The organism is Marinobacter sp. B-21, assembly GCF_056857895.1.
In genome coordinates this window covers 89,230-115,411 of sequence record NZ_JBSXNZ010000087.1, presented here as the reverse complement: position 1 = coordinate 115,411, position 26,182 = coordinate 89,230, and the positions used below count along the sequence as shown (strand labels likewise).

Annotated in this window: 25 protein-coding genes and 1 pseudogene; 13 read left to right on the top strand and 13 right to left on the bottom strand. The window is 57.0% G+C overall.

Features of this window, described 5'->3' with window-relative positions:
* Positions 1-34: 34 nt before the first annotated feature.
* The gene (locus AC13C0_RS18015) at positions 35-466 is read right to left on the bottom strand and encodes a protein tyrosine phosphatase family protein (protein ID WP_341582003.1); all 432 of its coding nucleotides are present in this window, start codon (positions 464-466) and stop codon (positions 35-37) included.
* 340 nt (positions 467-806) lie between these two features.
* On the opposite strand from AC13C0_RS18015, the gene AC13C0_RS18010 reads away from it, so the two are divergent.
* A complete protein-coding gene (locus AC13C0_RS18010; protein ID WP_117617185.1) occupies positions 807-1,223 on the top strand; it encodes a phasin family protein in 417 nt (138 codons plus the stop codon).
* A gap of 28 nt (positions 1,224-1,251) precedes the next feature.
* On the opposite strand, the gene AC13C0_RS18005 is transcribed toward AC13C0_RS18010, so the two are convergent.
* From AC13C0_RS18005 to AC13C0_RS17960, 10 genes are all read right to left on the bottom strand, one after another.
* Positions 1,252-1,881, bottom strand: coding sequence for a TetR/AcrR family transcriptional regulator (locus tag AC13C0_RS18005; protein WP_117617184.1), 630 nt, complete (start codon positions 1,879-1,881; stop codon positions 1,252-1,254).
* Positions 1,882-1,899: 18 nt separating this feature from the next.
* Complete coding sequence (gene xthA, locus AC13C0_RS18000) at positions 1,900-2,712, bottom strand: exodeoxyribonuclease III (RefSeq protein ID WP_482954838.1); 813 nt, start codon at positions 2,710-2,712, stop codon at positions 1,900-1,902.
* 81 nt (positions 2,713-2,793) lie between these two features.
* Positions 2,794-3,534: a hypothetical protein gene (locus tag AC13C0_RS17995; RefSeq protein ID WP_482954837.1), complete on the bottom strand. Its 741-nt coding sequence runs from the start codon at positions 3,532-3,534 to the stop codon at positions 2,794-2,796.
* On the bottom strand, positions 3,531-4,052 hold the full coding sequence (locus AC13C0_RS17990; protein ID WP_482954836.1) for a DUF2878 domain-containing protein: 522 nt from the start codon (positions 4,050-4,052) through the stop codon (positions 3,531-3,533). The genes AC13C0_RS17995 and AC13C0_RS17990 overlap by 4 nt, the downstream gene beginning before the upstream one ends.
* On the bottom strand, positions 4,049-5,323 hold the full coding sequence (locus AC13C0_RS17985) for a class I SAM-dependent methyltransferase (protein WP_482954835.1): 1,275 nt from the start codon (positions 5,321-5,323) through the stop codon (positions 4,049-4,051). The genes AC13C0_RS17990 and AC13C0_RS17985 overlap by 4 nt, the downstream gene beginning before the upstream one ends.
* Entirely contained in the window at positions 5,311-6,195 is an 885-nt protein-coding gene (locus AC13C0_RS17980; RefSeq protein ID WP_482954834.1) for a DUF1365 domain-containing protein, read from the bottom strand. Before AC13C0_RS17980 ends, AC13C0_RS17985 begins: the two co-directional genes overlap by 13 nt.
* 2 nt (positions 6,196-6,197) lie before the next feature.
* Positions 6,198-7,463 carry an NAD(P)/FAD-dependent oxidoreductase gene (locus AC13C0_RS17975; protein ID WP_482954833.1) on the bottom strand — a complete coding sequence of 422 codons (1,266 nt, stop codon included), beginning with the start codon at positions 7,461-7,463 and terminating at the stop codon, positions 6,198-6,200.
* Positions 7,460-8,260 carry an SDR family NAD(P)-dependent oxidoreductase gene (locus AC13C0_RS17970; protein WP_482954832.1) on the bottom strand — a complete coding sequence of 267 codons (801 nt, stop codon included), beginning with the start codon at positions 8,258-8,260 and terminating at the stop codon, positions 7,460-7,462. The genes AC13C0_RS17975 and AC13C0_RS17970 overlap by 4 nt, the downstream gene beginning before the upstream one ends.
* Positions 8,257-8,724, bottom strand: coding sequence for a nuclear transport factor 2 family protein (locus tag AC13C0_RS17965; protein ID WP_482954831.1), 468 nt, complete (start codon positions 8,722-8,724; stop codon positions 8,257-8,259). The genes AC13C0_RS17970 and AC13C0_RS17965 overlap by 4 nt, the downstream gene beginning before the upstream one ends.
* Positions 8,721-9,677, bottom strand: coding sequence for an acyl-CoA desaturase (locus tag AC13C0_RS17960; RefSeq protein ID WP_482954830.1), 957 nt, complete (start codon positions 9,675-9,677; stop codon positions 8,721-8,723). Before AC13C0_RS17960 ends, AC13C0_RS17965 begins: the two co-directional genes overlap by 4 nt.
* A gap of 234 nt (positions 9,678-9,911) precedes the next feature.
* Here AC13C0_RS17960 and AC13C0_RS17955 point away from each other — a divergent pair, with 234 nt between their 5' ends.
* Positions 9,912-10,142 carry a hypothetical protein gene (locus tag AC13C0_RS17955; RefSeq protein ID WP_482954829.1) on the top strand — a complete coding sequence of 77 codons (231 nt, stop codon included), beginning with the start codon at positions 9,912-9,914 and terminating at the stop codon, positions 10,140-10,142.
* On the opposite strand, the gene AC13C0_RS17950 is transcribed toward AC13C0_RS17955, so the two are convergent.
* The gene (locus tag AC13C0_RS17950) at positions 10,132-11,616 is read right to left on the bottom strand and encodes an HD domain-containing protein (protein WP_482954828.1); all 1,485 of its coding nucleotides are present in this window, start codon (positions 11,614-11,616) and stop codon (positions 10,132-10,134) included. The two genes, AC13C0_RS17955 and AC13C0_RS17950, sit on opposite strands and share 11 nt — an antisense overlap.
* A gap of 114 nt (positions 11,617-11,730) precedes the next feature.
* Between AC13C0_RS17950 and AC13C0_RS17945 the strand changes: the two genes are divergently transcribed.
* The 6 genes from AC13C0_RS17945 (at position 11,731) to AC13C0_RS17920 (ending at position 16,311) form a co-directional block, all read left to right on the top strand.
* A complete protein-coding gene (locus AC13C0_RS17945) occupies positions 11,731-12,939 on the top strand; it encodes a PP2C family protein-serine/threonine phosphatase (protein ID WP_482954827.1) in 1,209 nt (402 codons plus the stop codon).
* 14 nt (positions 12,940-12,953) lie between these two features.
* On the top strand, positions 12,954-13,445 hold the full coding sequence (locus tag AC13C0_RS17940; RefSeq protein WP_117617172.1) for an STAS domain-containing protein: 492 nt from the start codon (positions 12,954-12,956) through the stop codon (positions 13,443-13,445).
* A 64-nt stretch (positions 13,446-13,509) separates the two neighbouring features.
* Positions 13,510-14,577 carry an NAD(P)H-dependent glycerol-3-phosphate dehydrogenase gene (locus AC13C0_RS17935; RefSeq protein WP_482954826.1) on the top strand — a complete coding sequence of 356 codons (1,068 nt, stop codon included), beginning with the start codon at positions 13,510-13,512 and terminating at the stop codon, positions 14,575-14,577.
* Positions 14,578-14,601: 24 nt separating this feature from the next.
* Positions 14,602-15,051, top strand: a complete 450-nt coding sequence (locus tag AC13C0_RS17930) for a SixA phosphatase family protein (protein ID WP_117617170.1) — start codon at positions 14,602-14,604, stop codon at positions 15,049-15,051.
* Positions 15,052-15,083: 32 nt separating this feature from the next.
* Positions 15,084-15,650: a DUF1285 domain-containing protein gene (locus AC13C0_RS17925; RefSeq protein WP_117617169.1), complete on the top strand. Its 567-nt coding sequence runs from the start codon at positions 15,084-15,086 to the stop codon at positions 15,648-15,650.
* A 199-nt stretch (positions 15,651-15,849) separates the two neighbouring features.
* On the top strand, positions 15,850-16,311 hold the full coding sequence (locus AC13C0_RS17920) for an FKBP-type peptidyl-prolyl cis-trans isomerase (RefSeq protein WP_117617168.1): 462 nt from the start codon (positions 15,850-15,852) through the stop codon (positions 16,309-16,311).
* A 125-nt stretch (positions 16,312-16,436) separates the two neighbouring features.
* On the opposite strand, the gene AC13C0_RS17915 is transcribed toward AC13C0_RS17920, so the two are convergent.
* Complete coding sequence (locus AC13C0_RS17915) at positions 16,437-18,089, bottom strand: electron transfer flavoprotein-ubiquinone oxidoreductase (protein ID WP_482954825.1); 1,653 nt, start codon at positions 18,087-18,089, stop codon at positions 16,437-16,439.
* Positions 18,090-18,506: 417 nt separating this feature from the next.
* Between AC13C0_RS17915 and AC13C0_RS17910 the strand changes: the two genes are divergently transcribed.
* The 5 genes and pseudogenes from AC13C0_RS17910 to AC13C0_RS17890 all read left to right on the top strand — a co-directional run bounded on the left by AC13C0_RS17910 (position 18,507) and on the right by AC13C0_RS17890 (position 26,089).
* Positions 18,507-19,256, top strand: coding sequence for an electron transfer flavoprotein subunit beta/FixA family protein (locus tag AC13C0_RS17910; protein WP_482954824.1), 750 nt, complete (start codon positions 18,507-18,509; stop codon positions 19,254-19,256).
* Positions 19,257-20,198 carry an electron transfer flavoprotein subunit alpha/FixB family protein gene (locus AC13C0_RS17905; RefSeq protein ID WP_482954823.1) on the top strand — a complete coding sequence of 314 codons (942 nt, stop codon included), beginning with the start codon at positions 19,257-19,259 and terminating at the stop codon, positions 20,196-20,198.
* Between the two features lie 191 nt (positions 20,199-20,389).
* Positions 20,390-21,694, top strand: a pseudogene (gene tssI / locus AC13C0_RS17900) (type VI secretion system tip protein TssI/VgrG); the annotation flags it as partial.
* Between the two features lie 436 nt (positions 21,695-22,130).
* On the top strand, positions 22,131-25,019 hold the full coding sequence (locus AC13C0_RS17895) for a hypothetical protein (protein ID WP_482954822.1): 2,889 nt from the start codon (positions 22,131-22,133) through the stop codon (positions 25,017-25,019).
* Positions 25,016-26,089 carry a hypothetical protein gene (locus AC13C0_RS17890; protein WP_482954821.1) on the top strand — a complete coding sequence of 358 codons (1,074 nt, stop codon included), beginning with the start codon at positions 25,016-25,018 and terminating at the stop codon, positions 26,087-26,089. The genes AC13C0_RS17895 and AC13C0_RS17890 overlap by 4 nt, the downstream gene beginning before the upstream one ends.
* The last annotated feature ends 93 nt before the right edge of the window (positions 26,090-26,182 follow it).

The window sequence follows — 26,182 nt, the reverse complement described above, 5'->3', positions numbered from 1 at the left end:
CGATCCTGAACGTTGGTTTTGCGTTATGAAAAGGTCAGCCTTTCTCTCTGGCCTGCTGAGCCATACGTGGTGCCAGACCGGAAATGTCGTAACCGGCGTTGCGGGCCTTGGTAAAGATTTCGTCGGCTGACGTGTTTCGGGCCGAACTCAATGCCCAGAGCACAGTGCAACGGGTTCCGGAACGGCAGAATGCCAGTACGGGTTTTTCAGCGTCCCGGATCATTGGCGCGAACCGGCTTACATCGTCGTCGGTGATATTTCCGGACGCCACCGGCATGAACACCCAGGCCAGGCCATGCTCACGGGCTGCTGCTTCGATATCAGCCATGGAAGGTTGCCCGGGTTCCTCCTGATCAGGGCGATTGGCTACCAGGGTTCTGAATCCCAGCTTTGCGGCCTCTGCCACGTCTTCAACGGAAATCTGCGGAGCTACCGAGATGTTGTCATCAATCTTTCTGAAATCCATGGGGGGTTTCGCCTCCGGGATGGGTGGGGGTGAGCATATACCCGTAGGCGATTTTACCAAAAAAAAGCCCGGCAAAGTATGCCGGGCAGAGGCGTGCGAGTAGTATCCATGAAAGACTTCCAGACAAACCGGCATCAGCAGGGACACCGGTATAGGGAAGTATTGACTATATTTTGAACACTTCAAGCGAGAGCCACTTTCGTTTGAAAACATTTTTTCATATCGGATAGGTCTTTATACTGCGCCCTTTCACTGAGCGGTTTTCAGGCCGACTGAAATCCCGCCCAAGCTGTAATACAATAGGCTTTCAAGAGAAATATCTGCACCCCGAGGTTGTTACATGTCTGAACAGAACGACGATAAGCCGGAGAATGATGCGCAACTGGCCGCAAAAATCAAGGGTTCCGCGCGCCAGATCTGGTTGGCGGGGCTGGGTGCCTACACCAAGGCCGAGGAAGATACCGGTCGTTTCTTTGACCGGCTGGTTCAGGAAGGCGAGCAACTCGAGAACAGAACCCGGGGTGTCGTTGAAAAGCAGATCAAATCCGTTGAAGACCGGGTTGAAGGCGTTCGCGAGAGGGCGACGGGCACCTGGGACCGCCTTGAGCACATGTTCGACGAGCGGGTGTCGGGTGCCCTCAGAAGACTCGGCATTCATCGCCGGGAAGAAATTGACTCCCTGGCGCGCCGGGTCGAAGTGCTTGAAAGGGAACTGGCACGGCTGCGTGATCAGGCCGGAGACGACGAGGAAGAATAACGCCAGCTGTCGTCAGAGCCGGTTGTCTTTAAAGATAGTCCCGGCTCATCAGCCGGGCTTCTTCCCGGTCGGCTGGTGCCAGGTAGGGAATTACCAGGTGCATCATATGGTAAACGCCCCGGCCGGGGTCTACCGACTCCCGGTCGTCCAGGTGGGAAAGTGTATCGAAAGCGCTCCAGTAACAAGCGGTTAGCGTTAACTGCTCACATAGGGAATCAAGCTCTTCCTGATCAATTATCAGGGTGCCTTGCCGACGGAAGCTTTCGCAGATCGCTCTGAATGCCGACGTTTTCTTCTTCTGAATCCGTTTGAACCGCACCCGCAACTGGTCGTACCGGGACAGCACATTCACCAGATCCTGGTAAAGAAACCGGTAACGCGCCACCGTCTCAAACAGCAGGTGCAGAAAGAATCCCTGCTGGTCCAGAGAGATATCAGCATCTTCAGGAACCGTCAACAGATCCAGCATGTCCAGCTCGTACTGGTCGAACAGTTCCTCGACGATGTCACCCTTGCTCTTGAAGTGGTAGTACAGATTGCCCGGGCTGATGTCCATTTCGTCGGAAATCAGCAAGGTCGTAACATTGGGCTCGCCGACGCTGTTAAACAGCGCCAGGCTGGTTTGCAGGATGCGGTCGCGGGTTTTGATTTTTTTCATATCGCGCCGTGCCAGACCCTAGAGCTCGAAGCTCGCCCAGACCGGGCAATGGTCTGACGGCCGGTCCATGGCGCGAATGCCGTAGGAAACACCCGCCTCCCGGGCTTTCGGGAGCAGGCTGTCGCTGGCCATGATCAGATCAATTCGCAGGCCCCGTTTCGGATCCCGTTCAAAGCCCTTGCTGCGGTAATCAAACCAGCTGAAGGTGTCGGCCTCCTCCGGATGCAGGTGGCGGAATACATCGGTATAACCACGGGCTTCCACCTGGCCCAGCCATTCCCGCTCCTCCGGCAGGAAAGAGCACTTGCCGGTGCGGAGCCACCGTTTGGCGTTATCGGCGCCGATACCGATGTCCTTGTCGGTGGGCGAAATGTTCATGTCACCCATCACCACCACATGGCCACCGGCCTTGTTGAGGTCGTCGAGGTACCGCATGAGGTCGGCATAAAACTTTTCCTTTGCCGGAAACTTCACCGGGTGGTCCCGGCTTTCTCCCTGGGGAAAATAGCCGTTAACCACCGAGAGCTTTTCGCCGTTTACCGTAAACTGGCCGGTAATCAGGCGGCGCTGGGAATCTTCCCCGTCCCAGGGATAGCCTTTGATAACCTGCTCTGGCTCCGCTTTTGAGAGCAGGGCAACGCCGTAGTGGGTTTTCTGGCCGTGGAAATGCACGTGGTAGCCCAGTTCGCGGATCGCCTCGACTGGAAAGTCATCGTCCTGAACCTTGGTCTCCTGAAGACCGATAACATCAGGAGCCAGGGCGTCGATAACGGCTTCAAGCTGGTGCAGGCGGGTACGAATACTGTTGACGTTGAAAGAGACGAACATCATTGCAAAAAACTCTCCGGCGTTGGTTCCTGCCGGAGTTTAGCATACTGGCCCCCGGGGTCTGCCTTGGCAGGGCCGACAGTTTCAGGGGGTCAGTTCACAATCCGGGTAGGTATCCACGGAATAGCGGATATGAGCGGTATAATTCTCATCCTGATTCTTCCGGATGTTGGTCAGGCCAAGATAATCGGAAAGGGCGCCGGAATCGTTGTAACCCAATACAATGGGATCTACCAGGAATCTCACCACCATGCCTGTGGGACGTATCTGCACAACGTGGTCAGCGTTCACCCGGTCGCTCTCGACCCGTTCCAGCACAAAGCCATAGTGCTCGCCCCGGGTAGGTCCAAGAAAGCGGAACTCAACGAATTCGCCGGCCACCACACTCTGCCAGTTCTGGCGGACGAAGTTGTCGAACCCGGAGTCCACTACGGTGTTAGGCGTGTATGCCACCTCAAACCGCTCTGAGTCGCCGCGGGGCGTCTGCCAGTTAATAACCAGCGTTTCCGGTTCGGGGTAGGTGATCTCCATTTTTTCATCGAACGTCGGTTGAGAGAAATCTACGGCCGGGCGAAGCACCGAAGCGTCATATTCGAGCGCCTTACGGGCGAACGACTCCTCTGCATCCGGTTTATGATAGGCCACCTCATGCTGTTGAGGCCGGAAGATTCCATCCTCACAGGTGCCGTCAACCGCGTGGCGCTCCTCATAGATCACGCTACCATCATCGGTGGTCGCGGTACCGCTAAAGCGGAAATCCTGGGCCAGGGCCGGCAGGGCTGCAGCCATCAGGGCAAGTGAAACAGTCACGGTCGTGTGCCTCATCGCACTAGCTCCGGGTATAGGGTCTTACGGGCGAACAAGAGCAGTGGAAAAACGACCAGCCAGCCGAAAGCGAGCGCAATCAGCGAGGGCATCAATTCCGGCAGCTCCACTGCGCCGAGCTGGCTTGCGGACCAGTAGGCGAACGGACCGGCGAAGGGCGCAAGCACGAACGGCAGCCACGCCTTCTTGCTGACCCAGTCCAGAGAATGACTGAGGGTGGTCATGAAAATGGCCCAGATGGCCACCAGCCACGGTGGCGTCAGCATTACCTGGCCGGTGCCGTCGTCCAGAATACCGGTCTGGAACCAGATGCCGTCCAGAACGGAGCCAACCACGGTGCCCAGGCCGATGAACTGCAATTCGGTCATCCGGTTCTGGCTGACCAGGACAAAATGCAGGATCAGAAACGCCACCACGATCCCGGCACCGATCAGCCCCGGATAGAACACGCAGGCAAACCACCCTGCCTGGAAGAGCAGGAAGTTCAGTACGTTACGAGCCGTTTCTGACGCAATCATACGCTCAGAATATTCTCGCGTTTGTTGCCGGGCTTGGCGAAAACCAGCTGAGCCACGCCGATGGTGCGCTCACTGAAGCCCGCCTCACAATAAGCAAAGTAAAAGTGCCACAGCTGTCGGAATGCCTCGTCGTAACCCATTGATTCCAGTTTATCGCGCTGGGCCATGAAGCGGTCACACCAGTCGCGAAGTGTACGGGCATAGTGGAAACCGGTGTCTTCGGCATGGGTCAGCACCAGCTTGCTTTCCTTGCGAACCGATTCGAGGATCGCTCCGAACGAAGGAATAAAGCTGCCTGGGAATATGAAGCGCTGAATGAAGTCCACGTTCTTCAGGGCCCTCTGGTAGCGCTGTTCCGGCATGTTGATGGCCTGCACAAGCGCCAGCCCATCCGGCTTGAGCAGGGCGTTAATCTGGGAGAAGTAGCTGTCCAGAAACTGGGGGCCGACTGCCTCGATCATCTCGATGGACACCAGTTTGTCGAACTGGCCTTCCAGATCACGGTAGTCATCAAACAGCAGAGTCATTCTGTCTGCCAGACCTTCCTGTTGAACCCGCTCTTTCGCCAGCTCCAGTTGTTCCTTTGAAATCGTGGTGGTTGTTACGTGGCAACCGTAGTTTTTAGCAGCGTGAATGGCAAAACCACCCCAGCCGGTCCCAATTTCCATCACCTTGTCGCCGGGCTGAAGATCCAGTTTGCGACATATGGTGTCCAGCTTGTGCACCGCGGCTTCTTCCAGAGTCGACCCGGCGCTCGGATAGATAGCCGAGGAGTACATCATGGTCGGGTCGAGGAAGGTCCCGAACAGGTCGTTGCCCAGATCATAATGGGCACTGATGTTCTTCCGGGAGCCCTCCCTGGTGTTGCGGTTCAGCCAGTGCAACCCTTTTAGAGCCGGCTTGGTAACCCAGCTGAACCGGTCCTCGAATTCATTCATCCGGTCGACGTTGCGGGTGAAGAAGCGAAGCAGCGCAACCAGATCGGGGCTAGACCAGTCTCCGGCCACGAACGCCTCGGCGGCACCAACACTACCGCCGGTCAGCAGGTCCCGCCAGGTGCTGTGGTCGTGGACTATCAGCTCGGCAGGCTCGTATCGGGTGTTGCCGTCGCCGAATACGAGGTCTTCAAACCCGGATTCCCGAACGGTCAGCTTACCTTCGCCCAGTAACCGGAGCTGCTGAATCACCAGGTTTCTCGCAAACCGACTAAGCATTGGCACACTGGCTGAGCCGGATGAGGTGGTTTCAACCGAAGTATTCAGGTTCTCCATGAGCTTACCCTTCCACGAGTCTTGTCGTTGGTTTCAGCGCTGGTCACGTCCAGCCCTGAATCATCATGCCCACGGCGATGGGCGATATCGTCTGCCGGAAGTTTGTCTGGGTGGGTATAGAAAGGTGCACCCTTGAGCTTAAGCCGGAGGGCATGCCAGTAGATGCCTGCCACCACCTTGAATGCTTCAACCGGAAATTTCCGAAGACTTCTGTGGACATTTCTACGAGTGACAGGGGTACGTTGGACTACCAGGGTGGCATCAAAATGCTTGCGGCCTTGTTCCAGAACATTTATGTGGATTCTCAGCTCCGGGCCCCGGAAACTGAAACTCCATTCATAGTGCTGGTTCATGCCATTAAACGGAGAAACGTGAAAACGCTTGCTGAAACCGAACTGCTCGGTGCGCCAGCCTGCCTTGTTGGGTTCTGAACCCGCGGTTTCCAGACAATAGACATGGCGGTCCTGCCAGGGTGTGTTGGTAATCTGAGCAACAATAACCCTGGGCACAGCGCCTTCGACGGACCGGTCTCCAGCACCGTAGCAAAAGTAGAAACTGACCGGATTGAACACGTGGCCGAAATAGCGGGGGTGGGTAATCAGCTCCACTTCGCCCTCAGGGCGCCAGCCCGTCGCTTGTTCCACATGATCCCGTACAGCCGCCGACAGGTCCCCTGCCTCCGGCCGGAAGTAGTCCTTCCGTTTCAGGGAAATCCAGTTGAAACGTTCCAGAGAAAACAGCGGACTGACATCGGCGATGCTACCCCACTCATCGGTGTCCAGAGCAAGCATGCCGGTGCCGTAGCTGAATTCATGTTGCACAGGGTACTTCCGCCTGTGCCGGACAGTACCCTCCAGCCACTGGCTGTTCACGGTCAAAGCTCCACCCCGAATGCCCGGATTACCCGGAGTGCGCTGCGAACCCCGTCCTCGTGGAAGCCGTTAAACCAGTAGGCCCCGCAGAAGTGAGTGCGGTTCCGGTTACCGATCTCGTCATATCGCTCCTGGGCGGCCACCGCATCCAGTGTGAACACAGGATGGGCGTACTCGAAGCGCTTGATTACCTTGTCCGGGGCTATATCGTGGCTTCGATTCAAGGTTACGCAGAAGGTTTCCGGCGCATCGTGGAAATTCTGCAGAATGTTCATGTTGTAGGTGACCGACACGGGCTCCGTGCTGTGGGCAGGAATGAAATAGTTCCAGGCCGCCCAGGCGCGCCGGTTGTCCGGCAACACATTGCTGTCGGTGTGAAGCACAACATCGTTTTTCTGGTATCCCATGGCGCCGAGGATATCCAGCTCCTTGTCAGTCGGGTCCACAAGCATGGCAAGGGCCTGGTCGCTATGGCAGCCAAAAATAACCTGATCGAAGCGGTGCTCCTGTCCTCCGACGCAGACGGTCACGCCGGTTTCATCCCGGACCACCTTGTCTACCGGGCTGTTCAGGTGGGCTGAGTCGCCGAGGCGTTCCATCATTTTTGTCACATACTGGGCTGAGCCCCCGGAAATCACTCGCCAGGTCGGGCGGTCGTCTACTGACAACATGCCGTGGTTATTGAAAAACTGCAGGAAAAAGCGAATCGGGAACTGCTCCAGCACAATCTCCGGGGCGGACCAGATGGCAGCGCCCATGGGCACAATGTAGTAATTCCTGAAATACCGTGAGTAACCATTCCTGTTCAGGTATTCGCCCAGAGTTTCCTCATTGCTGATGCTCCCGGACTGGAGATCTGCCCGGGATTCCTTGTTGAACCGGAGAATCTCCCGCACCATCTTCAGGAACGGCAGGTTGATCAGGTTCCGGCGCTGGGCAAACAGAGTGTTCAGGCTGGTACCGTTGTACTGCAGGCCGCTCGTGCCGCAGTCAACGCTGAAACTCATATCGCTGACTTCCGAGGCGATGCCCAGCCGGTCCATCAGGCGGATGAAATTCGGGTAGGTCCAGTCATTGAACACAATGAAACCGGTATTGACTGGCCAGGCACGGCCACCGGCCTCAACCTGTTCCGTGTTGGTGTGGCCGCCGGCGTAACCGGCCGCCTCGAAAATGTGAACCTCGTGCTTCTCGGCCAGAAGCCAGGCAGCCGTGAGGCCGGAAACGCCGGCACCGATGACAGCAACTCGCTGACGTTCACTACTCATCTACTGTTTTCCTGTGCGGTGTTGCTTTTACGGGCCATGGAGGCCGCTATGCGGTCAACCAGAGGCCGGGGAAGGGCGCTGAGCGCTCTCAGCATCCAGGTAAAACGCTTAGGGAAGGCGATTTCATTGTGGCCACGGGCCAGGCTGCTGACGATTCGTTCGGCAGCGTCTTCTGCAGAAATCAGAAACGGCATCGGGAAATTGTTGCGGTCGGTCAGCGGTGTTTTCACGAAGCCTGGCGAAACCACCACCACATCGATACCTTCTGCGTCCAGGTCTGCTCTCAGGGAGCGGGCAAAGTAGGTAAGGGCTGCCTTGGACGCGCCATAGCCCTCGGCCCGGCCAAAGGGAAACCACCAGGCAGAGGAACTGACGATCACCAGAGTGGCCGGCTGTCCCTTTGCCCTGCTGCGGCGCAGAGCGGGCAGGGCGATGTCCAGGCAGCGGGCGGTGCCAATCATGTTGGTGTGAATGTTCTTCTCGATCACATCACTGCTGTAATTGCCGATTTCCAGGTATTCACAGGTGCCGGCGTTGAGGATCACCATGTTCAGGTCGCCGTGCATCTCAAGAGAGCCGGCAACCGACTGGAGATCTTCCTTGCTGGTAGTGTCTGCCGCAGCCGTAATGATCAGTTCAGGGGCGGCGGAGGCAAGCTCTTCGAGCGCGCCCTTTCGTCTGCCGGTGATGACCAAACGATGCCCACCGCGGGCCAGGGCCCGGGTTACGGATTCGCCAATGCCGGAGCTGGCGCCAGTAATCCAGATATTTGAGGTTTCCTGAAGTCGGTCACTCATCCTGCCTGGTCCTTGATCCAGCGAATAACCCCGCCAACCACCGGCAGGTTTTCGTAGAGCATTTCTCCTACGTCAAAGTAATCGCGGTGGTAGCACACCATGTTGTCCCGGATTTCCAGGTGGCTCATGCCCTGAACCAGCACTTCCCGGCCTTTGGAAATGCGCTTGTGGCGCAGGTACATCACCCACGGAACCGCTGCAAACTCACCCTGGACAACGGCTTCACCAAACTCGAAGCGACAGGAGATGACGTTGGCGTAGGCCCCGGCGAAATAACGGGTGAGCTCATCGAGCCCTTGAACCGTGCCCAGTGGGTCCTGAAACCGAATCTCTTCACTGTAAACACGGGCGAGTTTGTTCAGGTCGCCCTTGTCGAGTTCGTTGAACAGGGCCCGGAAGTTGTCGAGCGTTGCCGGCACCGCCGAGTTACGCGTACCTACTTCGATCTTTGAGGCGGTTGTCATTGCCTTCTCCTCCTCATCTTATCCAGCTCGGTTGTCTCTTCCTGAATATGCTGGGGTATCGGGTTGAGCTCCCAGATTATGCCCAGCTTTGACATCAGCCAGAGGCCATACCATGTGATGTCGATTTCATACCACCGGAATCCCTGGCGCACAGACTGGGGCCAACGGTGATGGTTGTTGTGCCAGCCCTCACCCAGGGTGAGCAGAGCCAGCCAGAAGTTGTTCCGGCTGTCGTCCGGTGTCTCGAACCGGCGCTTGCCCCAGACATGGGACAGTGAGTTGATCGAGACCGTGGCGTGGAATAACGCTACGGTGGAAATAAAGAATCCCCATACCAACAGCTGCAGACCATTGGTTCCCAGGCCAGGCGCCCAGGCGGCCAGGGCCTCACCGAGGGCGTAGATACCGGCAGCGGCCAGGGCGGGCACCAGGGAGTCGAACCGATTGATCAACTTGAGCTCAGGAAACTTCAGCCAGTCCCGGATTCGCCGTTCATCGGTCGCGAATCCTGCGTCACAGGTAAACCAGCCCATGTGCGACCACCAGAAGCCACCATGATGGGGGGAGTGAAGATCCTGCGCTTCATCGGAATGCTGGTGGTGATGGCGATGGTGAGCGGCCCACCAGAGCGGCCCGCGCTGGGCGGCACTGGTGCCAAGAACGGCGAATGCGAACTGGGCAGGGCGGCTGGTTTTAAAGGTCTTGTGGGCGAAATAACGGTGGTAGAATCCGGTAATTGCAAACATGCGCACCAGGAAGAAGGCAATCGCAAATCCGATGGCGAAGGCGCTAGCCCCGGTATAAAAGGCCAGCAAGCAGGCCATATGAAGCGCTATGAACGGAATAACACGTAAGAAGTTGAACGATCTGGACGTGGTGTCGATGTGATCCGAACCTGCCTCGGAATCGAACCATCTCAGAATGTTTGTAAGCCAATGCTGCACTCGGGTCATACCCTAACTGCCCTTTCTCTTAAATGGAACCTTGATCGCACGATCAGCCCGGTGGCTGATTCTGTTTCATGAGGGGTTGTACGATCTCACTACAGGAATTGGATGCACCATAAACCATGTTTAATCAAACCTTTGATTCGCCTGTTATTCGCCGTACCGCGATTGTTGGTTCAGGGCTGGCCGGGCTGACAGCGGCTATCTTCGAAAATTCGCCGACAACGAATGCTTTGGCCCATGGCAAAGGCGGTTTGGTTTCCAGACCCTCGGGTCGGCAGGTTGGCCCGGAAGGACCAGGCGTGGTCGGTCTCCGATAACCGGGGCGGAGAGCAGCCGGGTCACCCCTGGTTTGCGGACCACAGTATTGGCCTGGCAGGCGACTGGCTCAGTGGCGGCCGCGTTGAGGGCGCGTTTGACAGCGCCTGTGGACTGGTCGCCGAAATGAACGCGGTGCCCACTACTCAGTGAAAGAATCCTGGCTGCCGGTGGTTACATCCGGGCGTGTATAGAAATGGGTGATGGTGCCGTCACTGAACTTGCTGAAGAAGGCGCTCACATCGGTGATCTTCTTCAGTGAGCGGGTGCGGTGAATGGGCTCGCGCACCAGCACCTTGATGCCGTTGAAGTTGTCCTGAATGTTAGAGAAACGCGCCCGCATGGAGCAGGTCACTACCTGCGACGGATTGAGCGCGAGCTCTGCTGCCAACCAGACGCTGTGCCGCTCAATGCCCCGGGCCGAAAGGTCTTCCCGGGTATCCAGGTGGTTCAGCTTCACCCGGTTGACGATGCAAAAGGAGAAACTCTTCGGATGTTTGCGGGCCACTTTCCGGAAGGCCTCCCAGAAGAAGTTATCGGTGAGCTCTGCGAAATACGCCATATCACTCAGGCAGGTATCCACCCATTCGAAATTCTCGGGGTCATCCAGTACCTCGTTAATGGCCTCCCGAAGCAGCCAGTCAAAGCCCAGCGCGGTCTTGTGGGCATACACCTTCCGGTACATCTGGTGCCGGCTATAAACAAAATCCTCAAGCGCACCCAGGCCTTTCTGGGTGATCGCCAGCCCCAGCCAGGGCTCGGACACATCCCAACCGAAACGCAGGTTACTCAACAGGTGATCCAGATTGAAGCCACCGATGGTGACTGACGAGTGGAATCCGTCACGGAGCATATAATCGGCGCGATCGGCGTCAATCTCACCGGATACAATGGACGACAGAAGGTCCATCACCAGTCCCGGAATATTGTCGCTCAGGGGCGAGCCCGCGGCCGCATCCTCGCCCGCAATAAAGGCCCAGAAGGTGCGGGCATGGCGGCAGAATGTCTCGCTGGGCCGTACTTTGGTGGTTTCCATGATGCCGATAACATCCCGGGCATAAAGACCAGCGCTTTCCAGATCCACTGCCATGAGCACATCGTGGGCAACGCGCACGGAATAATGCTCGTGTTCCAGTTCATCGGGCTCCTCCGGGTGATAGACGGAATAATCCACACCGTGCCACAGATCCCGGAAACGGCCGGGCCGCGACATCAGCTCCCGGATGCGTCGAGCCTGGGTAAACTGATGGGAAAAGCTGGAATGGCCGCTGTCATGGAGCAGACAACCCAGCCGGATGGTCTTGGCGAGGTAATCAATAGCGTCGAGCTGGCTCAGGCTCAGATCGGTCTGCTCACTGAGCTGTCGCTCCCTGAGGTAGGCGTCGATCATTGATCGAAACATCCGGGTGCCCACATGCATCACACCAATGCTGTGCAGGAATCGGGAGTGGGTTGCCCCCGGGAACACCAGGCTCAGAATGTCGTTCTGGCAGATGTTTCGCAGGCGCTGGAACAGCGGGTGGTCGATCACCTGGATTTCGTGCCGGTAAAGTGGAATACCTCCGTGAACCGGATCCATGATCAGCTTGTCATAGGCTCCGAGAAGATCATTAACGGCACGTCTCATCAGATGGAATCTCCCAATTTCATAGAACTGGCCTTGTTATATCACAGGGGCGTGCCAGAATAGGCTTATTCAAGCCAATTTATCGTTTATCGCTGGTAGTTTAGGGCAGTCGCCATGACCTCGCGCACCGAGCGCATACTTATAATAGATGCCGATGAACAGGCCCGAACGGATCTCGCCCGCTACCTTGAAGCGAGGGGGTTCTACGTGACTGGCTATCCGGATCTCGCCAGCGCCAAAGCACTATTTGACGATAACATTCCCGACGTCATCTTTGCAGACCTGTCTCCTGAGGCCATTCGGGACCTTGCCAATCGTCTGGAAGAAGCCGAGACCTTTACTCCGATTGTGGCCTGTTCATCGAGTGAATCCAGTGCCGACGTGGTCAGCGCCCTGCGGGCCGGTGCCGCAGATTTTGTCCTGAAGCCCTGCAACGACGACAAAGGTGCACTGGATGATGTCCTTGGAAAACTGTTTGACCGGGTCCGGGTCAACCGGCTGAACCAGCTTTACCGGCAGGAACTGGAAGAGGCGAACCGGGATCTGCGGGACGGCATCGCCGAATTGCGGGCGGATCAGCGCGCCGGCCGGAAGGTTCAGCTACGGATGCTGCCGGAGCACGAGCAGGTGATGAGTGGCTTGCATATAGACCACCTGATCAAACCGTCACTGTACCTGAGCGGTGATTTTCTGGATTACTTCCGGATTTCTGACGACAAGGTTCTGGTCTACATTGCCGATGTATCCGGCCACGGAGCCAGTTCCGCGTTCGTTACCGTGTTGCTTAAGAACCTTACGAACCGGTTGCAACGCAACCTCCGCCGTGGATCGAGTGACGACATTCTGTTCCCTGAGCGCTTCCTTGAACGGATTAACTCGGAATTGCTGGATACCGGTCTTGGTAAACACGTCACCGTCTTTGTTGGCATCATTTCTGTCAGCGAACGTAGATTACAGTATGCAGTAGGTGCGCATTTCCCGATGCCGATCCTGTCCTTTGAAGGTGGTGAAACCGCTTTCCTGGAGGGAAGTGGGCTGCCGGTGGGGCTTTTCGAGACGCCGAAATGGGAAGTGTATGAGGTGCCATTGGACAAACCGTTCCACCTGACCCTGTTTTCGGATGGAATTTTGGAAGTCATCCGGGAAAAAAGTCTTGATGAAAAGGAACGGACACTACTTGAACTCGTGTCAGGAGGCCGTCACACTATCGCAGCTCTTAGCGAAGCTCTGAATCTCGAGGAGATCACAGAGTTGCCGGACGATATCGCTATTGTGTCGGTTACTGATACTATGGATGGGTCAGACAACACCTCGTCGAAATAGTGGCAGCGTGAAACATGGCTGGTTACAAGATCCTGCAAGCTGAAAAACAGGGCATTTACGTCCTGAAGTTTATCGGGGAAATCCGGCTGAACCTGTGTTCGACGCTGGACAATCTGGTTGAGTCCATCACTCAGGATCCTCAGTTCAAGACCGTGGTGATTGATCTCACCGAAACGGAGATCATCGACAGCACCACACTCGGTCTGCTGGCCAAGATCGCCATGGCGGCTCAGAAGCAAAGTCATTTCCTGCCCACGCTGATTTCCACCAATCCTGACATTACCCGCATTATCACATCCATGGGGTTCGACAAGATCTTTATCATTGTCCGTGAACCCGCGTCCCGTATTGAAGAACTTGAAGAAATTCCTGTTCTTAGGGCCAGCGAACAGCAGGTTCGGGATAAGGTTCTAGATGCCCACAAGGTGCTGATGGGCCTGAACAATCGCAACAGGGAAGAGTTCAGGAATCTGGTGCGCGCTCTGGAATGTGAAGAGCCCGGTTAACGCCACCCGCCTGCTGCGCCTGGCGACACCGGTTTCACACCTGATCTGAAAAAACGGAAGAACTATGTCTGAAAAAACGACGCCTCAAAAAAATGAGGCAACAGGGCCGGTGCATGACGTAGCGGTTCTCGGCGGCGGCAGTTTTGGCACCGCCATGGCCAAAGTGCTTGGGGAGAACGGCCATCGCGTTCATTTCTGGATGCGTGGTGAGGCCCAGGCCAGGGAAATCCGCAGCACCCGCATCAACAGCCGGTATATGCCGGGCATCGAACTGACTGGCGATATTCAGCCAACCACCGACCTTGCCGACGCCGTCAGCAAGGCAGAAATCGTGCTGGTTGCCATTCCCAGCAAGGCTTTTCGGCCCGTTATCCGGGAAAACTGCGACAAATTCCGCGATGACCAGATCGTCGTCAGCCTGACCAAGGGCATTGAGGAGCACGGCTTCAAACTGATGAGCGAGATTCTCCAGGAAGAGATCCCGCGCTGCCGTATCGGCGTACTCAGCGGGCCGAACCTGGCAGCTGAAATCGTGAACCGCGACCTCACCGCCACCGTCATTGCCGCCAAGGACCCGGACGTACGCCGGGCCGTTCAGGATCTGTTGGGCTGCGAGTATTTCCGCGTCTATGCCAACGTGGACATTTACGGCGTGGAACTTGCCGGCGCCCTTAAGAACATCTATGCCATTGTCGCGGGTCTCGCTTCCGCTCTGGAGATGGGTGAGAATGCTAAGGCCATGCTGATCACCCGAGGCCTTGCTGAAATGAGCCGGTTCGCCGTAAGCCTCGGTGCCAACCCTATGACCTTCATGGGGCTGGCCGGCGTCGGTGACCTGATCGTGACCTGCACGTCCTCCAAAAGCCGGAACTACCGGGTCGGCTACGCCGTGGGCCAGGGCCAGAAGCTGGATGACGCCGTGGCGGAACTGGGGCAGGTGGCTGAGGGTATCTATACCCTGAAACTGGTGAAAGAAAAGGCTGAGGCAATCGGCATTTATATGCCACTGGTGCGCGGCCTTTATGAGATTCTGTATCGCTCTGCATCCATCAAGGCAGTCATCAACAGCCTGATGATGTCGGTCCAGAATTCCGACGTGGAATTCATACTACCCCGCACCATAACCCAGTAGCCGACCACTTAGCGGAGGTTGCCTTTGCAATTGCTCATCATGCGCCACGGTGAAGCCGGCTGGCACACACTGGATCAGGAGCGGGAGCTGACCGAATCGGGCCGTCTGGGCGCTGCGGAGGTGGCAGCACGGATCGCCGAATCCCCCTGGCGCCCGAAACTGATCTGGAGCAGCCCCTTGGTAAGGGCCCGGCAAACCGCCGCCATTGTCTCCGAAATCCTCAATTGCCCGGTGGAAGAGAAAATGTTCATTACCCCGGACGACGATCCCGGGGAATGCCTTGATGCGTTGATCGAGCAGGATCAATCACCACTGATGATTGTTTCCCACATGCCGCTGGTTGGCAGCCTCGCTACACTGCTGGTGGATGCCCATCGCCGGGGCATACCCTTCATGACCTCCCAGGCGGTTATGCTCGACATGCCTGTAGTGGGGCCCGGCTGCGCAGACTTGAAAGCACAGTTTCTGCCCTGATACTCCGAATCACTGAACCGGGAGCCACCGTTATGCACACGAATCCGGAAAGTCTTGCAAAGCAGGTAGAGGAAACCGTGAAAAATCCCGGAAATCCGCCCCTTGATCAGTGGCACCCCGAGCTGTCGGGCGACATGGATCTGCGAGTCAGCCGGGATGGTCAGTGGATCTTCAAGGGTGAGCCACTGGCTCGTGAGGCCATCGTGCGGCTGTTCTCAACCATCCTGCGCAGGGAAGAAGATGGCGAATATTACCTGGTCACGCCGGTGGAAAAATGGCGGATTCAGGTGGAGGACACGCCGCTGCTCGCACATTCCCTGCAGGTCACCGGTGAGGGTGACTGCCAGGTGATTTCTCTGATCACCAACGTCGGCGAAACCCTGGAAGTCGGGCAGCAGCATCCGCTGGAGGTTGGCACCTATCCCCGCTCAGAGGAGCCAAGACCGGTTGTGGCGGTGCGGCACGGTGTGGAGGCCCGGTTGGTGACCGCCGCCTACTACGACCTGGCGGAACATGTGGTCGAGCGAAACGAAGACGGCCACCCGGTTCTGGGCGTGTTTAGTCACGGAATTTTCTACAAAATCGGGCAGGTTGGTTGAAAACCCGTACCATGCCCCCAGAAATGACGGTAGAAAACGCACTCTGTCACTTGTTAAACTGTGTTTTCGTACTTGTTACGAGCCTGGCTCTCTAACGAGGCCCGGTGGTCGTTAGTCCCTCTGTGCAGTCTGGCTGTTCACGATCACTTTCGATTGCCTAAATCAATTAAACAGTCATTGCGACACGCAAGGAGATCACATGGCCCAACCTCGTGTTGTCACCATCCATTACACGCTCACTAACGATCAGGGAGAGCAGCTTGATTCCTCCCGTGTAGAAGGTCGCGAGCCCCTGTCTTATCTGGAAGGTGCACAGAACATTATCGGTGGACTGGAAAGTGCACTGAACGAAAAGAACCCAGGCGATCAGGTGAAGGTTTCTGTAGAACCTACTGAAGGCTACGGCGAAGTTAACGAAGAGCTGGTTCAGCCTGTTCCGCGTTCTGCATTTGAAGGTGTCGATACGATCGAGCCGGGCATGCAGTTCCAGGCACAGACTCCGGGCGGCCCCCAGGTTGTTCGTGTAGTTGAAGTTGGCGACGAGACCGTTACCATCGATGCCAACCATCCGCTCGCCGGACAGACTCTGCACTTCGATGTGGAAGTGGTAGAGGCCCGCGAAGCGACTGACGAAGAGCAAGAGCACGGTCACGCCCACTAAGCTTTTCTTAAGCGCTAGCGAACGAAAAAGGGGTCAGATGAAAAGTTCATCTGACCCCGAGTTCACCGGCTATCCGGCAGATCGAGAAAACGGGGTCAGATGAAAACCTTCATCTGACCCCAGGTTCACATGTTCGGATAGTTCGGGCCACCGCCCCCCTCCGGCGTCACCCAGGTAATATTCTGGGCCGGGTCCTTGATGTCACAGGTCTTGCAGTGAACGCAGTTCTGGGCGTTGATCTGAAAGCGCTTGCCGCTGCCGTCGTCTTTTTCGACCACTTCGTACACGCCTGCCGGACAATAGCGCTGCGCGGGCTCGTCGTATTTTGGCAGGTTGTCCCGGATCGGAAGCTCCGGATCGGTCAGCTTCAGGTGAACCGGCTGATCTTCCTCATGGTTGGTGTTGGAAATGAATACCGACGACAGACGGTCGAAGGTCAGGGTGTTATCTGGCTTCGGATAGCTCACTTTCTTGCACTCAGAGGCCGGCTTCATGGTGGCGTAATCCGGCGTGGTGTCGTGGAAAGTGAACGGAAGGCTGCGATGCAGGATGTTCTGCTCGAAGAAGGCGATCGCGCCGCCAATCACGTTGCCGAACTTGTGCATGGCCGGGCCGAAGTTACGCTCTGCGTACAGCTCCTTGTAAAGCCAGCTGTCTTCATACCGCTTCTGGAAGTTGGTGATTTCCTCGCCATTCCTGCCTTCTTTCAGCGCTTCAAACACCGCTTCTGCGCCAAGTAGACCGGACTTCATGGCGGTATGGGAGCCCTTGATCTTGGAAAAGTTCAGGGTGCCAGCATCACAACCGAGCAGCAGGCCGCCAGGGAAGCTCATCTTCGGCAGGGAGTTGAAACCGCCCTTGGTAATAGCTCGGGCGCCGTAGGCGACACGCTTGCCGCCTTCCAGGTATTTTTTCACTTCCGGGTGCAGCTTCAGGCGCTGGAATTCTTCAAACGGGCTCAGGTGCGGGTTGCTGTAGGAAAGATCGGTGATCAGCCCCACGTAAACCTGGCCGTTTTCCAGGTGATACAGGAAAGAGCCACCGGTGGAACCGGTTTCGTTCAGCGGCCAGCCCGTGGTATGTACAACCAGGCCCGGCTCGTGTTTGGCAGGATCAATGTCCCACAGCTCCTTGATGCCAATCCCGTAATGCTGCGGATCCTTGCCTTCATCAAGCTTGAAATCGTTGATCAGGCGTTTGCCCAGGTGCCCACGGCAGCCTTCGGTAAACAGGGTGTACTTGGCGCGCAGTTCCATGCCCGGCATGTAGCCGTCTTTCTTGGAGCCGTCACGGGCAACGCCCATGTCACCGGTGATGATGCCTTTTATCTGGCCGTCTTCGACGATGGTCTCGGCGGCCGCGAAGCCCGGATAAACTTCAACGCCCAGACCTTCGGCCTGCTCGGCGAGCCAGCGGCACAGGTTGCCCAGGCTGATAATGTAGTTGCCATGGTTGTGCATGTTCTTGGGCACAAACGCATTAGGGATCCTGGTGGCGCTTTCCTGGTTTTTCAGCAGGAAAATGTCGTCACGGGTAACCGGCGTGTTGAGCGGGGCACCTTTCTCTTTCCAGTCCGGGAAGAGTTCGTTGAGGGCGGTGGGCTCGAATACGGTACCGGCCAGAATGTGGGCGCCGATCTCAGAACCTTTCTCTACCACGCATACGGTGAGTTCCTCGCCAGCTTCCTGTGCCAGTTGCATGACACGACAAGCTGCCGACAGGCCCGCCGGGCCACCGCCGACGATCAGAACATCAAATTCCATCGATTCGCGTTCCACGTTGGTCTCCTCAAACATCTTTAATGGATATTATGTGCCCGCAGGCGAATTTTTCTGGGTCGTCATCATACCGGTAAAACTGCCTATAGACGACTGCCAGAAGCCGAATTCAACGACTTGTTTATAGCAAAGGATACCGTATTTGATGAATCAAACAAACGTTTGTTTGAAATTTGGTCTGTCCTTTGGCATTGTATGAGCACACTGAAACATCGTGTGTTTTGAGTCGAAATCTAGTATCGTCTCACCGCCATTCCCGGTCAATACCGGGAAGCTGGCTGAAACATTTGTCCTGACGCGTCGTCTGAGGCTATTGATTCTGCTGAGCGTTGCCTCCATTATTAGTGCGCATCGAATTTCGGCAGGCTTCACGTGAGGACTGCAGTCATAAACCCATCGTAGAAGAACGAGGAATCTATGAAGGTTCTGGTCGCTGTAAAACGAGTAATCGACTACAACGTAAAGGTGCGCGTCAAGCCGGACAATACCGGTGTTGATCTCGCCAACGTCAAGATGGCAATGAACCCGTTCTGCGAGATCGCGGTAGAAGAAGCGGTTCGCCTGAAAGAGAAGGGTGTTGCCAGTGAAATCGTGGTGGTTTCCATTGGCCCGAAAGCCTGCCAGGAGCAGATCCGCACTGCGCTGGCGCTGGGTGCGGACCGTGGTATCCACGTCGAAACGGACGAGGAGGTTCAGTCTCTCGAAGCGGCCAAGCTGCTGAAGGCTGTTGTTGAGAAGGAAGAGCCCAGGCTGGTCATTCTCGGCAAGCAGTCCATTGATTCCGATAACAACCAGACTGGCCAGATGCTGGCCGCGCTGACCGGAATGGGGCAGGGCACCTTTGCATCCGAAGTGGTTGTTGAAGGCGACAAAGTCAACGTAACCCGTGAGGTAGATGGTGGTCTGATGACCCTTTCCCTGAACCTGCCGGCGGTTGTCACCACGGACCTGCGTCTGAACGAGCCGCGTTACGCATCCCTGCCGAACATCATGAAGGCCAAGAAGAAGCCGCTGGACGCCATGGGCCCGGCCGATCTGGGTGTCGACATTGCACCGCGTCTTTCCACTCTGAAAGTTGAAGCGCCTGCCTCCCGTCAGGCGGGTGTAAAAGTGGCCGACGTTGCCGAGCTGGTCGATAAACTGAAGAACGAAGCGAAGGTGATCTGAATGAGCATCCTTGTAATTGCTGAACATGACAACAGCAGCCTGAAGCAGGCTACCCTGAATGTTGTAGCGGCTGCCAAGGCCATCGGCGGAGACATCGACGTACTGGTTGCCGGTGAAAACTGTGGCGCCGTTGCCGAAGCAGCAGCCAAGGCCGAAGGCGTTAACAAGGTACTGGTTGCCGATAACGCTGCTTATGGTCACTTCCTGGGCGAGAACCTGGGCGAGCTGGTTGCCGAAGTGGGCAAGGGCTACAGCCACATCCTGGCTGCTGCCGGTACCACTGGCAAAGACTTCATGCCGCGCGTTGCAGCGCTGCTGGACGTCGCCCAGGTATCCGACATCATGCGCGTTGAGTCAGACGACACTTTCGTTCGTCCGATCTACGCGGGTAATGCCATCGCGACCGTAAAGTCCAGCGACAGCATCAAGGTCATCACTGTTCGTCCGACCGCGTTCGATCCGGTTGCGGCCGAAGGTGGCTCCGCCGCCGTTGAGCAGCTGGATGTGGTCAAGGACGCTGGTCTGTCTTCTTTCGTAAACGAAGAGAAAGCCAAATCTGACCGTCCGGATCTGGCCAGTGCCGGCATCGTTATCTCCGGTGGCCGCGGCATGCAGAACGGCGACAACTTCAGGATGCTGGAGCAGGTTGCTGATCTGCTGGGTGCTGCCGTCGGTGCTTCCCGTGCCGCTGTTGACGCCGGTTTCGTGCCGAACGACATGCAGGTTGGCCAGACCGGTAAGATCGTCGCCCCGCAACTGTACGTTGCCGTTGGTATTTCCGGTGCCATCCAGCACCTGGCCGGTATGTCTGATTCCAAGGTGATCGTTGCGATCAATAAGGATGAAGAGGCGCCGATCTTCCAGGTTGCCGATTACGGCCTGGTAGCGGACCTGTTCGAAGCGGTTCCGCAACTTGAAGAAGAGCTGAAGAAAGTTCTTTAACTTTCTGTTCAGCTTGAGAAAAGGCACCTTCGGGTGCCTTTTCTATTATCGAGCAATCCTGTTAAAGAACCATGGACTCAGAGCCTCTGTTTTGCTACTGTCCTCCCGTATAAAGCCGACAGGGCACCCGCAGGAAGCGGGGCTTCTGGCTTTGCAAAACTAAATGGATTTAGTTTATCAAGGATGGAATCATGCCCCAGGCAACCGGACTGCAGTTCACGGCCACCCTTGGCCAACTCCCCAAAGACCTGTTCGTGGTCGCCCGCTTTGAACTGACCGAACACCTCTCAAGGCTTTGCTACTGCAAGCTGGAGCTGGCCAGTACCTCCCCGGACATTTCAGCCGAGGAAGTGCTGGAACAGGCCGTGGAACTGGTGGTCTGGCAGGACGGCTTACCGCTTCGGCGCTTTACCGGCGTGGTCAACGAATTCGCCCGCGGAGACAGGGGCCATCATCGCACCCGCTACGAAGTCATCGTCCAGCCCCCGCTGTGGCGTCTGGGTCTGATGCACAACAGCCGCATCTTCCAGACCCGGGGCACTGACGCCATCGTGCGCACCCTGCTGGAGGAGCGGGGCATCGTCGACACCGTGTTCGATTTGAAGCGCACCCCCGAAGAACGGGAGTACTGCGTCCAGCACCGGGAAAGCGACCTGGACTTTGTCCAGCGACTGACCGCCGAGGAAGGCTGGCACTACCGCTACAACCACGGCGACGTGGAAGGCAACGAATCACCCGCCCTGATCATCGCCGACCACCACGGCGACGCCCCCAGGCTCGACCCGGTGGCGTACAACAGCAAGGCCGGTGGCCGCACCCGCCAGAGTGCCATCTTCCGGTTCAGCTACCGGGAACGGGTCAGGGTCGCCTCCGTGGCCATGAAGGACTACACCTTCAGGAACCCCGCCTACGCCCTGATGCACGAACAGCAGGCCGACAGGCTGAAGGCCCATCGGGAAGATTATCAACATTACGACTACCCCGGCCGGTTCAAACAGGACGCCAGTGGCCAGCCCTTCACCGAAAGCCGCCTGGATGCCCTCAGGAACGACGCCGCCACCGCCAATGGCCAGAGCAACCGCCCCGACTTCACCGTGGGGGCCAAAGTGGAACTCACCGACCACGACAACCCGGTCCTGAACCGGGAGTGGTTGTTCACCAGTATCACCCACACCGGCGAACAGCCCCAGGCCCTGGAGGAGGAGGGAGGCAGTGGCGCCACCACCTACCACAATGCCTTCAGCGCGATCCCCGCGGACCGCACCTGGCGGCCACAGGTCAACCACCGCCCTCTGATGGACGGCCCCCAGATCGCCACCGTCACCGGCCCGGAAGGCGAAGAAATCCATTGCGACCAGTACGGCCGGGTGAAAGTCCGATTCCCCTGGGATCGCTATTCAGAAAATGATGAACACAGCAGTGCCTGGCTCAGAGTCAGCCAGGGTTGGGCCGGTGGACAGTACGGGTTCATCGCACTTCCGAGAATCGGCCATGAAGCCGGCAGCGAAATCCACCACAAGGCCGGCATGAAAATCGTGATCGAAGCGGGCGCGGAAGTCACCCTCAAGGCCGGTGGCAGGCACCAAGGTTACACAGGGATCGTTAGCGCAAACCAGCACCCGAGCCAACGCCGACCCGGAATCCGCGCCTGCAACAACGGCCCTCACTGGCCGGGCCAGGCAAGCCGAGAGCAACCCGACTCAAGTGGCCCCGGCCAGCGAGGAGGATGGGCAGGACCGGCTTGCGGACGTCAGAGGCCGGGACAGTGAGCAGGACCTGCTGAAAAGTACATCAACCTCAGGGAAGAGCAAGACGGTATGAGCGAATCTTTCACTCTCAAACCTGAAAAACTGGAAAAAACAATCCGCCTGAGGGCCGAAAACGACACCGGTGAGCCAGCAGGGATGGTGATGGCTATCCCAACCCGGGAGGGTGAACACCTTCAACGTGCCGGTGCTGGAGGACTGGACACCACTGGAAGAAAAGCCGGAAGGCGAGCTCGGCAATACCCTGCTGAGCGTGTGCCCGGTGGCGGAGATCCACCGCAAGCGCCCCATCAAGGTCAGCGGCGTGACCGTGTTTGGTGGGCGGGCTGTTGCCACACTGCGCCCCGGTTACCTCTATGTATTCCGGGGGCAGACACTCTGGCGGGAATTCGAAGTCAGTTCCGAGGGCACCCTCAGCGAGGTCGACCTGACACCCGCCCGCCAGCAAAAAGCCGACCGCCGTTCACCGGTGGGCAAACCCGTGACCGACTTCCTGGTGCCGGTTTTTCTGCAGAATCGCTTTGAACTTTCCGACCTGACCCTGAAGGCAGACCCGTCAGACGATACCCTGGCCGAAGCCAGGGCGCACAGTGCCATCGTGTGCGTCGCCATTCCCGACCCGCTGTTCCGCCTGCGCCATGCCCTGGCGCAGTTGCACCTGGCCCTGTATTACCTCGATGCCATCGACCTATCCCTGAAAAACCGACCGTTGATTCATTCCGCCACGTTGATACGCCAGGCGCTGTTCGATCCACAAGCGTCAGCCCCAAGTGAACAAGTTGAGACCCTGCGAGCCGCAGTGGACCGGAAAAAACTCCACAAGGTTCTCGATCATTCCGAGCGCCAGAAGGTGCTTGAGGAAATCTCTGTCCATCTGGAGATGCTGGAAGAACTGGTCAACAGCGGAGAATTCGACACCGTTTGTGACGACTACCTCAGCCACAACGGGCTGGGGCCCTGCGAAGCGTTTGCGCTCCAGACCGATCTGTTGAACCTGACACAACAACTCCCCGGCGTGCTGAATGCCCACGGCCTGGAATCTCCGGGCATCTTGTCACGGCTGCTCAAACAGGGCCTGGGTAAGAACCCGCTCATCGACGTCCTCGCTGAGGGGGCAAAGTCGGACCGTGAACTTCCTCCCTTGCTGGCGCGATTAAAGGAACTCGCGGGCGATCAAAATACGCTGACGGAGGACAGCCTGACCGGAGCGGGCCTCTCGTCCATCAGCGCGTTGGCCCAGCAACTGAAGCAGGAAGAAGGTGGTTCCAATCCGGGCAATGGCTCGTCCGCAGTCCCCAGCGGTGCAGCAGGCACCGCAGCGGGAATGGTTCAAACAGCCTTGGGAGGCTGGAGCGCTGCTGTACTCAAGGCCGTTGAAGGTTTGCGCCAGAGTGGCGATCTGGCTGCCATCAAGCTGGACCGCGTGTTCACGTCGGTCAAAGAATCGGCCGATATCGCGGATCCCAACCTTGGAGGGGAATTGCGGGTAATGCATCGGGGGGAGGTTGATCTTACTCGCTACAGCATCGTGGGGGTCCACGGCAAGGGCCTCTCCTTCGGGCTAACCGATGCAGGCCGCCAGAGCGAAGCCCTGACAAGGCGCAATGATTACCTGTTTGCAGACAGAACAGACGCAGCGGGTAAACGGATAGCGTCCACCAGCCCGAGCCGGTTGATCGATGAAGGGAGCGAAACCTTGGTCAAGGCCGCGGCTCATACCTGGGTGTTTGTTCTGCCCGTTGATCACCCGGAAGCCCGGACATTCAGTGCCGTGAAAATTGACTGGGCGAAAAAGGCCAAAGCGTTTGCTGATGGGCCGGGGTTATCCCGGGTGTTGGTTGGGTTGGCGGCGTATAATCTCGCTTCAGAGATTTGGTCCTGGAGACAGTTAAAGCCTGAAGAATATGGAATTGCAGCTGTTAAATTCATTGGGGCTGTCTTAGACCTCTCCACAGCATTGATGAAGCTTCATGTCGTAAGCGCTCCGGCGGATAGCAAGCTGGTCTCAAAGGTCATACTCAGGCCCCTTTTTGAGATTAAATCCGTGCCAATGATTGGCCCCCTTATCCAGAAGCGACTTTTAAAGGTTGGGGCCGGCACAATTGTTCGGGCTATGGGGCTGGTCAATTATATGACCGGGGGTTTTATGGTAGGTATCAGCGCCTGGGACTATCGAAATAGTCTCAGCCGTGGTGATATGGATGCTGCTCTTGGGCATGGTTTGGCTGTTGCCGGCGGCAGCGTCTTCCTGGCGTCGCCACTACTGACCGGATTGCTGGCGGTACCCGGTTGGGGCTGGGCACTGCTTGGGTTGGGTGTTGTATTGGGTGGTAGTGTGTTCGCAGCCATAGCTACCGACAGTGAGATAGAGCGCGTGCTGAAACAGGGCCCCCTTGGCCTGGGTCCGGCCCACGAGGGAATGCCTGCTGACGATGCTGTCTATTATCCGCAGTTGCTCAGCCAGCTTTCCCCGGTAACGGTATCCGCCAAACGGTATGGTGACTTGAGCGGTAAGGAACAGGCGATGCTTGCGTGCCACAACCCGTCCCCGGACGACTACAGGGTGACGGTGCGTTCTCCCTTGGTCAGCCGCTTCAAACTTGGCCAGCCAGCGGAAGGTAAAGCCAAAGACAGGAAGCCGGATTTGAGGCTGGGCGTTCAGGAACTGGAATATACGCACGGCGTAATGGATACCCCCGCCGGACAAGTCGATGAATATTACTTGACTCGAAACACGCCCTTAAGAAAGGTGACGACTTGGGTTCCCGTACCGGAAGACCACGCCGTGCATTTTCTGATAGAACGGAACCTGGCCGGTGGCGAAACCCATGCGTTTGGTCATGGTGAAAGGCGAACCATCAGCCTGAGGGTTGTCTTGCAGGCGCGCATTGAGAGCGAAATAGCGCCATTTAGGGTTCCTATGCCGGTACTTGATGATTACGAGGCGTTTGATATCAGTCGTCACAGTGTGTTGCCCGATAAACGGCCCCAGGCTTTGAACCCATTCGACAATGAGCCAGTACCCTACTGGATTGTGAAAGAGGTCGCCGTGTGAGTGAGAATGGCCACACAAGTAGCCAAGGGAAAACCAGTTTCCGAGCGGATCAGATTCCGGAATTGCCGGAGCCTCCAAAGAAACGCGAACGACTTGGTGAGGACCTTCAGCCATTTGGTGATTACGCCGGTATCGAGCCCTATTACCTGGTGTGTGAAGATGTAGCTGCGGTCCATCATCAGGAACAGGGCGACCCGGATGGCTTTACATCTGGGGAGTGGTGGTGGGATCAGCGTCAAATTCGTTTTCTCAATGGTAAGGCATTTATTGGCCTTTCGGTTTTGCTGCTGCTTATTCCATCTGTATGGGGCACCGCCTTAGTTGGCGGTGGTGGCGTTGCCGCAGTGTACTATTTGCTAGTTACTACAACCGATACGGCATATTTTCTTCGAGTTCTAGTGATTCTATTTGCAGTTTTCGTTTGGATGCCAGTTTCATTTTATATCCTCATTAAAACCATGCCTTGGGTCATGGGCGGTTTCGCCCCGCTATTGAGACCATTCGACAAATTACTGGGCAAACTCCTGGACCGCGGCCTGGATTCAGGCGAAAGCGCCTTCAACCGAGAGACGGGCAAGCTGAGTTTTGCCCTTCCGGGTGGAAAGAAGCTGACGGCTCCGTTTGAAGAGTTCGACGCCTACGTGGAACGTGTGGTCCAGCATGGCGGCATCTTCTACCGCCTGATGTTTGTTCATCGCTACACCGGTAAGCAGTTCAGCCAGACCTCCCTGAGCCGGATTGAGCCAAGCAAAGAAGAGGTCATGGCCCTGTGGGACATGCTTCAGCGGTACATGGACGTATCCCAGCCGCTGCCGGATGTGCCAAGGCTGGAGCCCTTCCGTCATCTGGATCCGGTAACAGCCGAGCACGACCAGCAAGCCGGGCGTAATCCCCGGTTCTGGCGTGACCTGGATCTGGAAGCCTGGAAACAGGGCGAAGGCGCTGAATGGCTGAAGCGTCAGGCGGAATACCCCTGGGATAAACGTACCTGCCGGCTGACACCACGCTTGGGAAAGGTCTCCACGCAGGCGTACCGGGAATTGCGCCCGCAAGACGCTTACCCTGTTTGACTATCCGTCGTATCAACGTGCCAGGTCAACTAATTGCCTTTGATCAGTTTTTTCTCTTGCTGGTCCGACTGCTGTAAGTTAAAGATTGAAAAA

Coding starts and splice junctions, on each gene's coding strand:
- AC13C0_RS18010 (WP_117617185.1), top strand. CDS start 807: ATGTCTGAACAGAACGACGATAAGCCGGAGAATGATGCGCAACTGGCC.
- AC13C0_RS17985 (WP_482954835.1), bottom strand. CDS start 5,323: ATGGAGAACCTGAATACTTCGGTTGAAACCACCTCATCCGGCTCAGCC.
- AC13C0_RS17940 (WP_117617172.1), top strand. CDS start 12,954: ATGGCTGGTTACAAGATCCTGCAAGCTGAAAAACAGGGCATTTACGTC.
- AC13C0_RS17925 (WP_117617169.1), top strand. CDS start 15,084: ATGCACACGAATCCGGAAAGTCTTGCAAAGCAGGTAGAGGAAACCGTG.
- AC13C0_RS18015 (WP_341582003.1), bottom strand. CDS start 466: ATGGATTTCAGAAAGATTGATGACAACATCTCGGTAGCTCCGCAGATT.
- AC13C0_RS17905 (WP_482954823.1), top strand. CDS start 19,257: ATGAGCATCCTTGTAATTGCTGAACATGACAACAGCAGCCTGAAGCAG.
- AC13C0_RS17995 (WP_482954837.1), bottom strand. CDS start 3,534: ATGAGGCACACGACCGTGACTGTTTCACTTGCCCTGATGGCTGCAGCC.
- AC13C0_RS17970 (WP_482954832.1), bottom strand. CDS start 8,260: ATGAGTGACCGACTTCAGGAAACCTCAAATATCTGGATTACTGGCGCC.
- xthA (WP_482954838.1), bottom strand. CDS start 2,712: ATGATGTTCGTCTCTTTCAACGTCAACAGTATTCGTACCCGCCTGCAC.
- AC13C0_RS17960 (WP_482954830.1), bottom strand. CDS start 9,677: ATGACCCGAGTGCAGCATTGGCTTACAAACATTCTGAGATGGTTCGAT.
- AC13C0_RS17910 (WP_482954824.1), top strand. CDS start 18,507: ATGAAGGTTCTGGTCGCTGTAAAACGAGTAATCGACTACAACGTAAAG.
- AC13C0_RS18005 (WP_117617184.1), bottom strand. CDS start 1,881: ATGAAAAAAATCAAAACCCGCGACCGCATCCTGCAAACCAGCCTGGCG.
- AC13C0_RS17950 (WP_482954828.1), bottom strand. CDS start 11,616: ATGAGACGTGCCGTTAATGATCTTCTCGGAGCCTATGACAAGCTGATC.
- AC13C0_RS17920 (WP_117617168.1), top strand. CDS start 15,850: ATGGCCCAACCTCGTGTTGTCACCATCCATTACACGCTCACTAACGAT.
- AC13C0_RS17955 (WP_482954829.1), top strand. CDS start 9,912: ATGGCAAAGGCGGTTTGGTTTCCAGACCCTCGGGTCGGCAGGTTGGCC.
- AC13C0_RS17965 (WP_482954831.1), bottom strand. CDS start 8,724: ATGACAACCGCCTCAAAGATCGAAGTAGGTACGCGTAACTCGGCGGTG.
- AC13C0_RS17945 (WP_482954827.1), top strand. CDS start 11,731: ATGACCTCGCGCACCGAGCGCATACTTATAATAGATGCCGATGAACAG.
- AC13C0_RS17975 (WP_482954833.1), bottom strand. CDS start 7,463: ATGAGTAGTGAACGTCAGCGAGTTGCTGTCATCGGTGCCGGCGTTTCC.
- AC13C0_RS17990 (WP_482954836.1), bottom strand. CDS start 4,052: ATGATTGCGTCAGAAACGGCTCGTAACGTACTGAACTTCCTGCTCTTC.
- AC13C0_RS17935 (WP_482954826.1), top strand. CDS start 13,510: ATGTCTGAAAAAACGACGCCTCAAAAAAATGAGGCAACAGGGCCGGTG.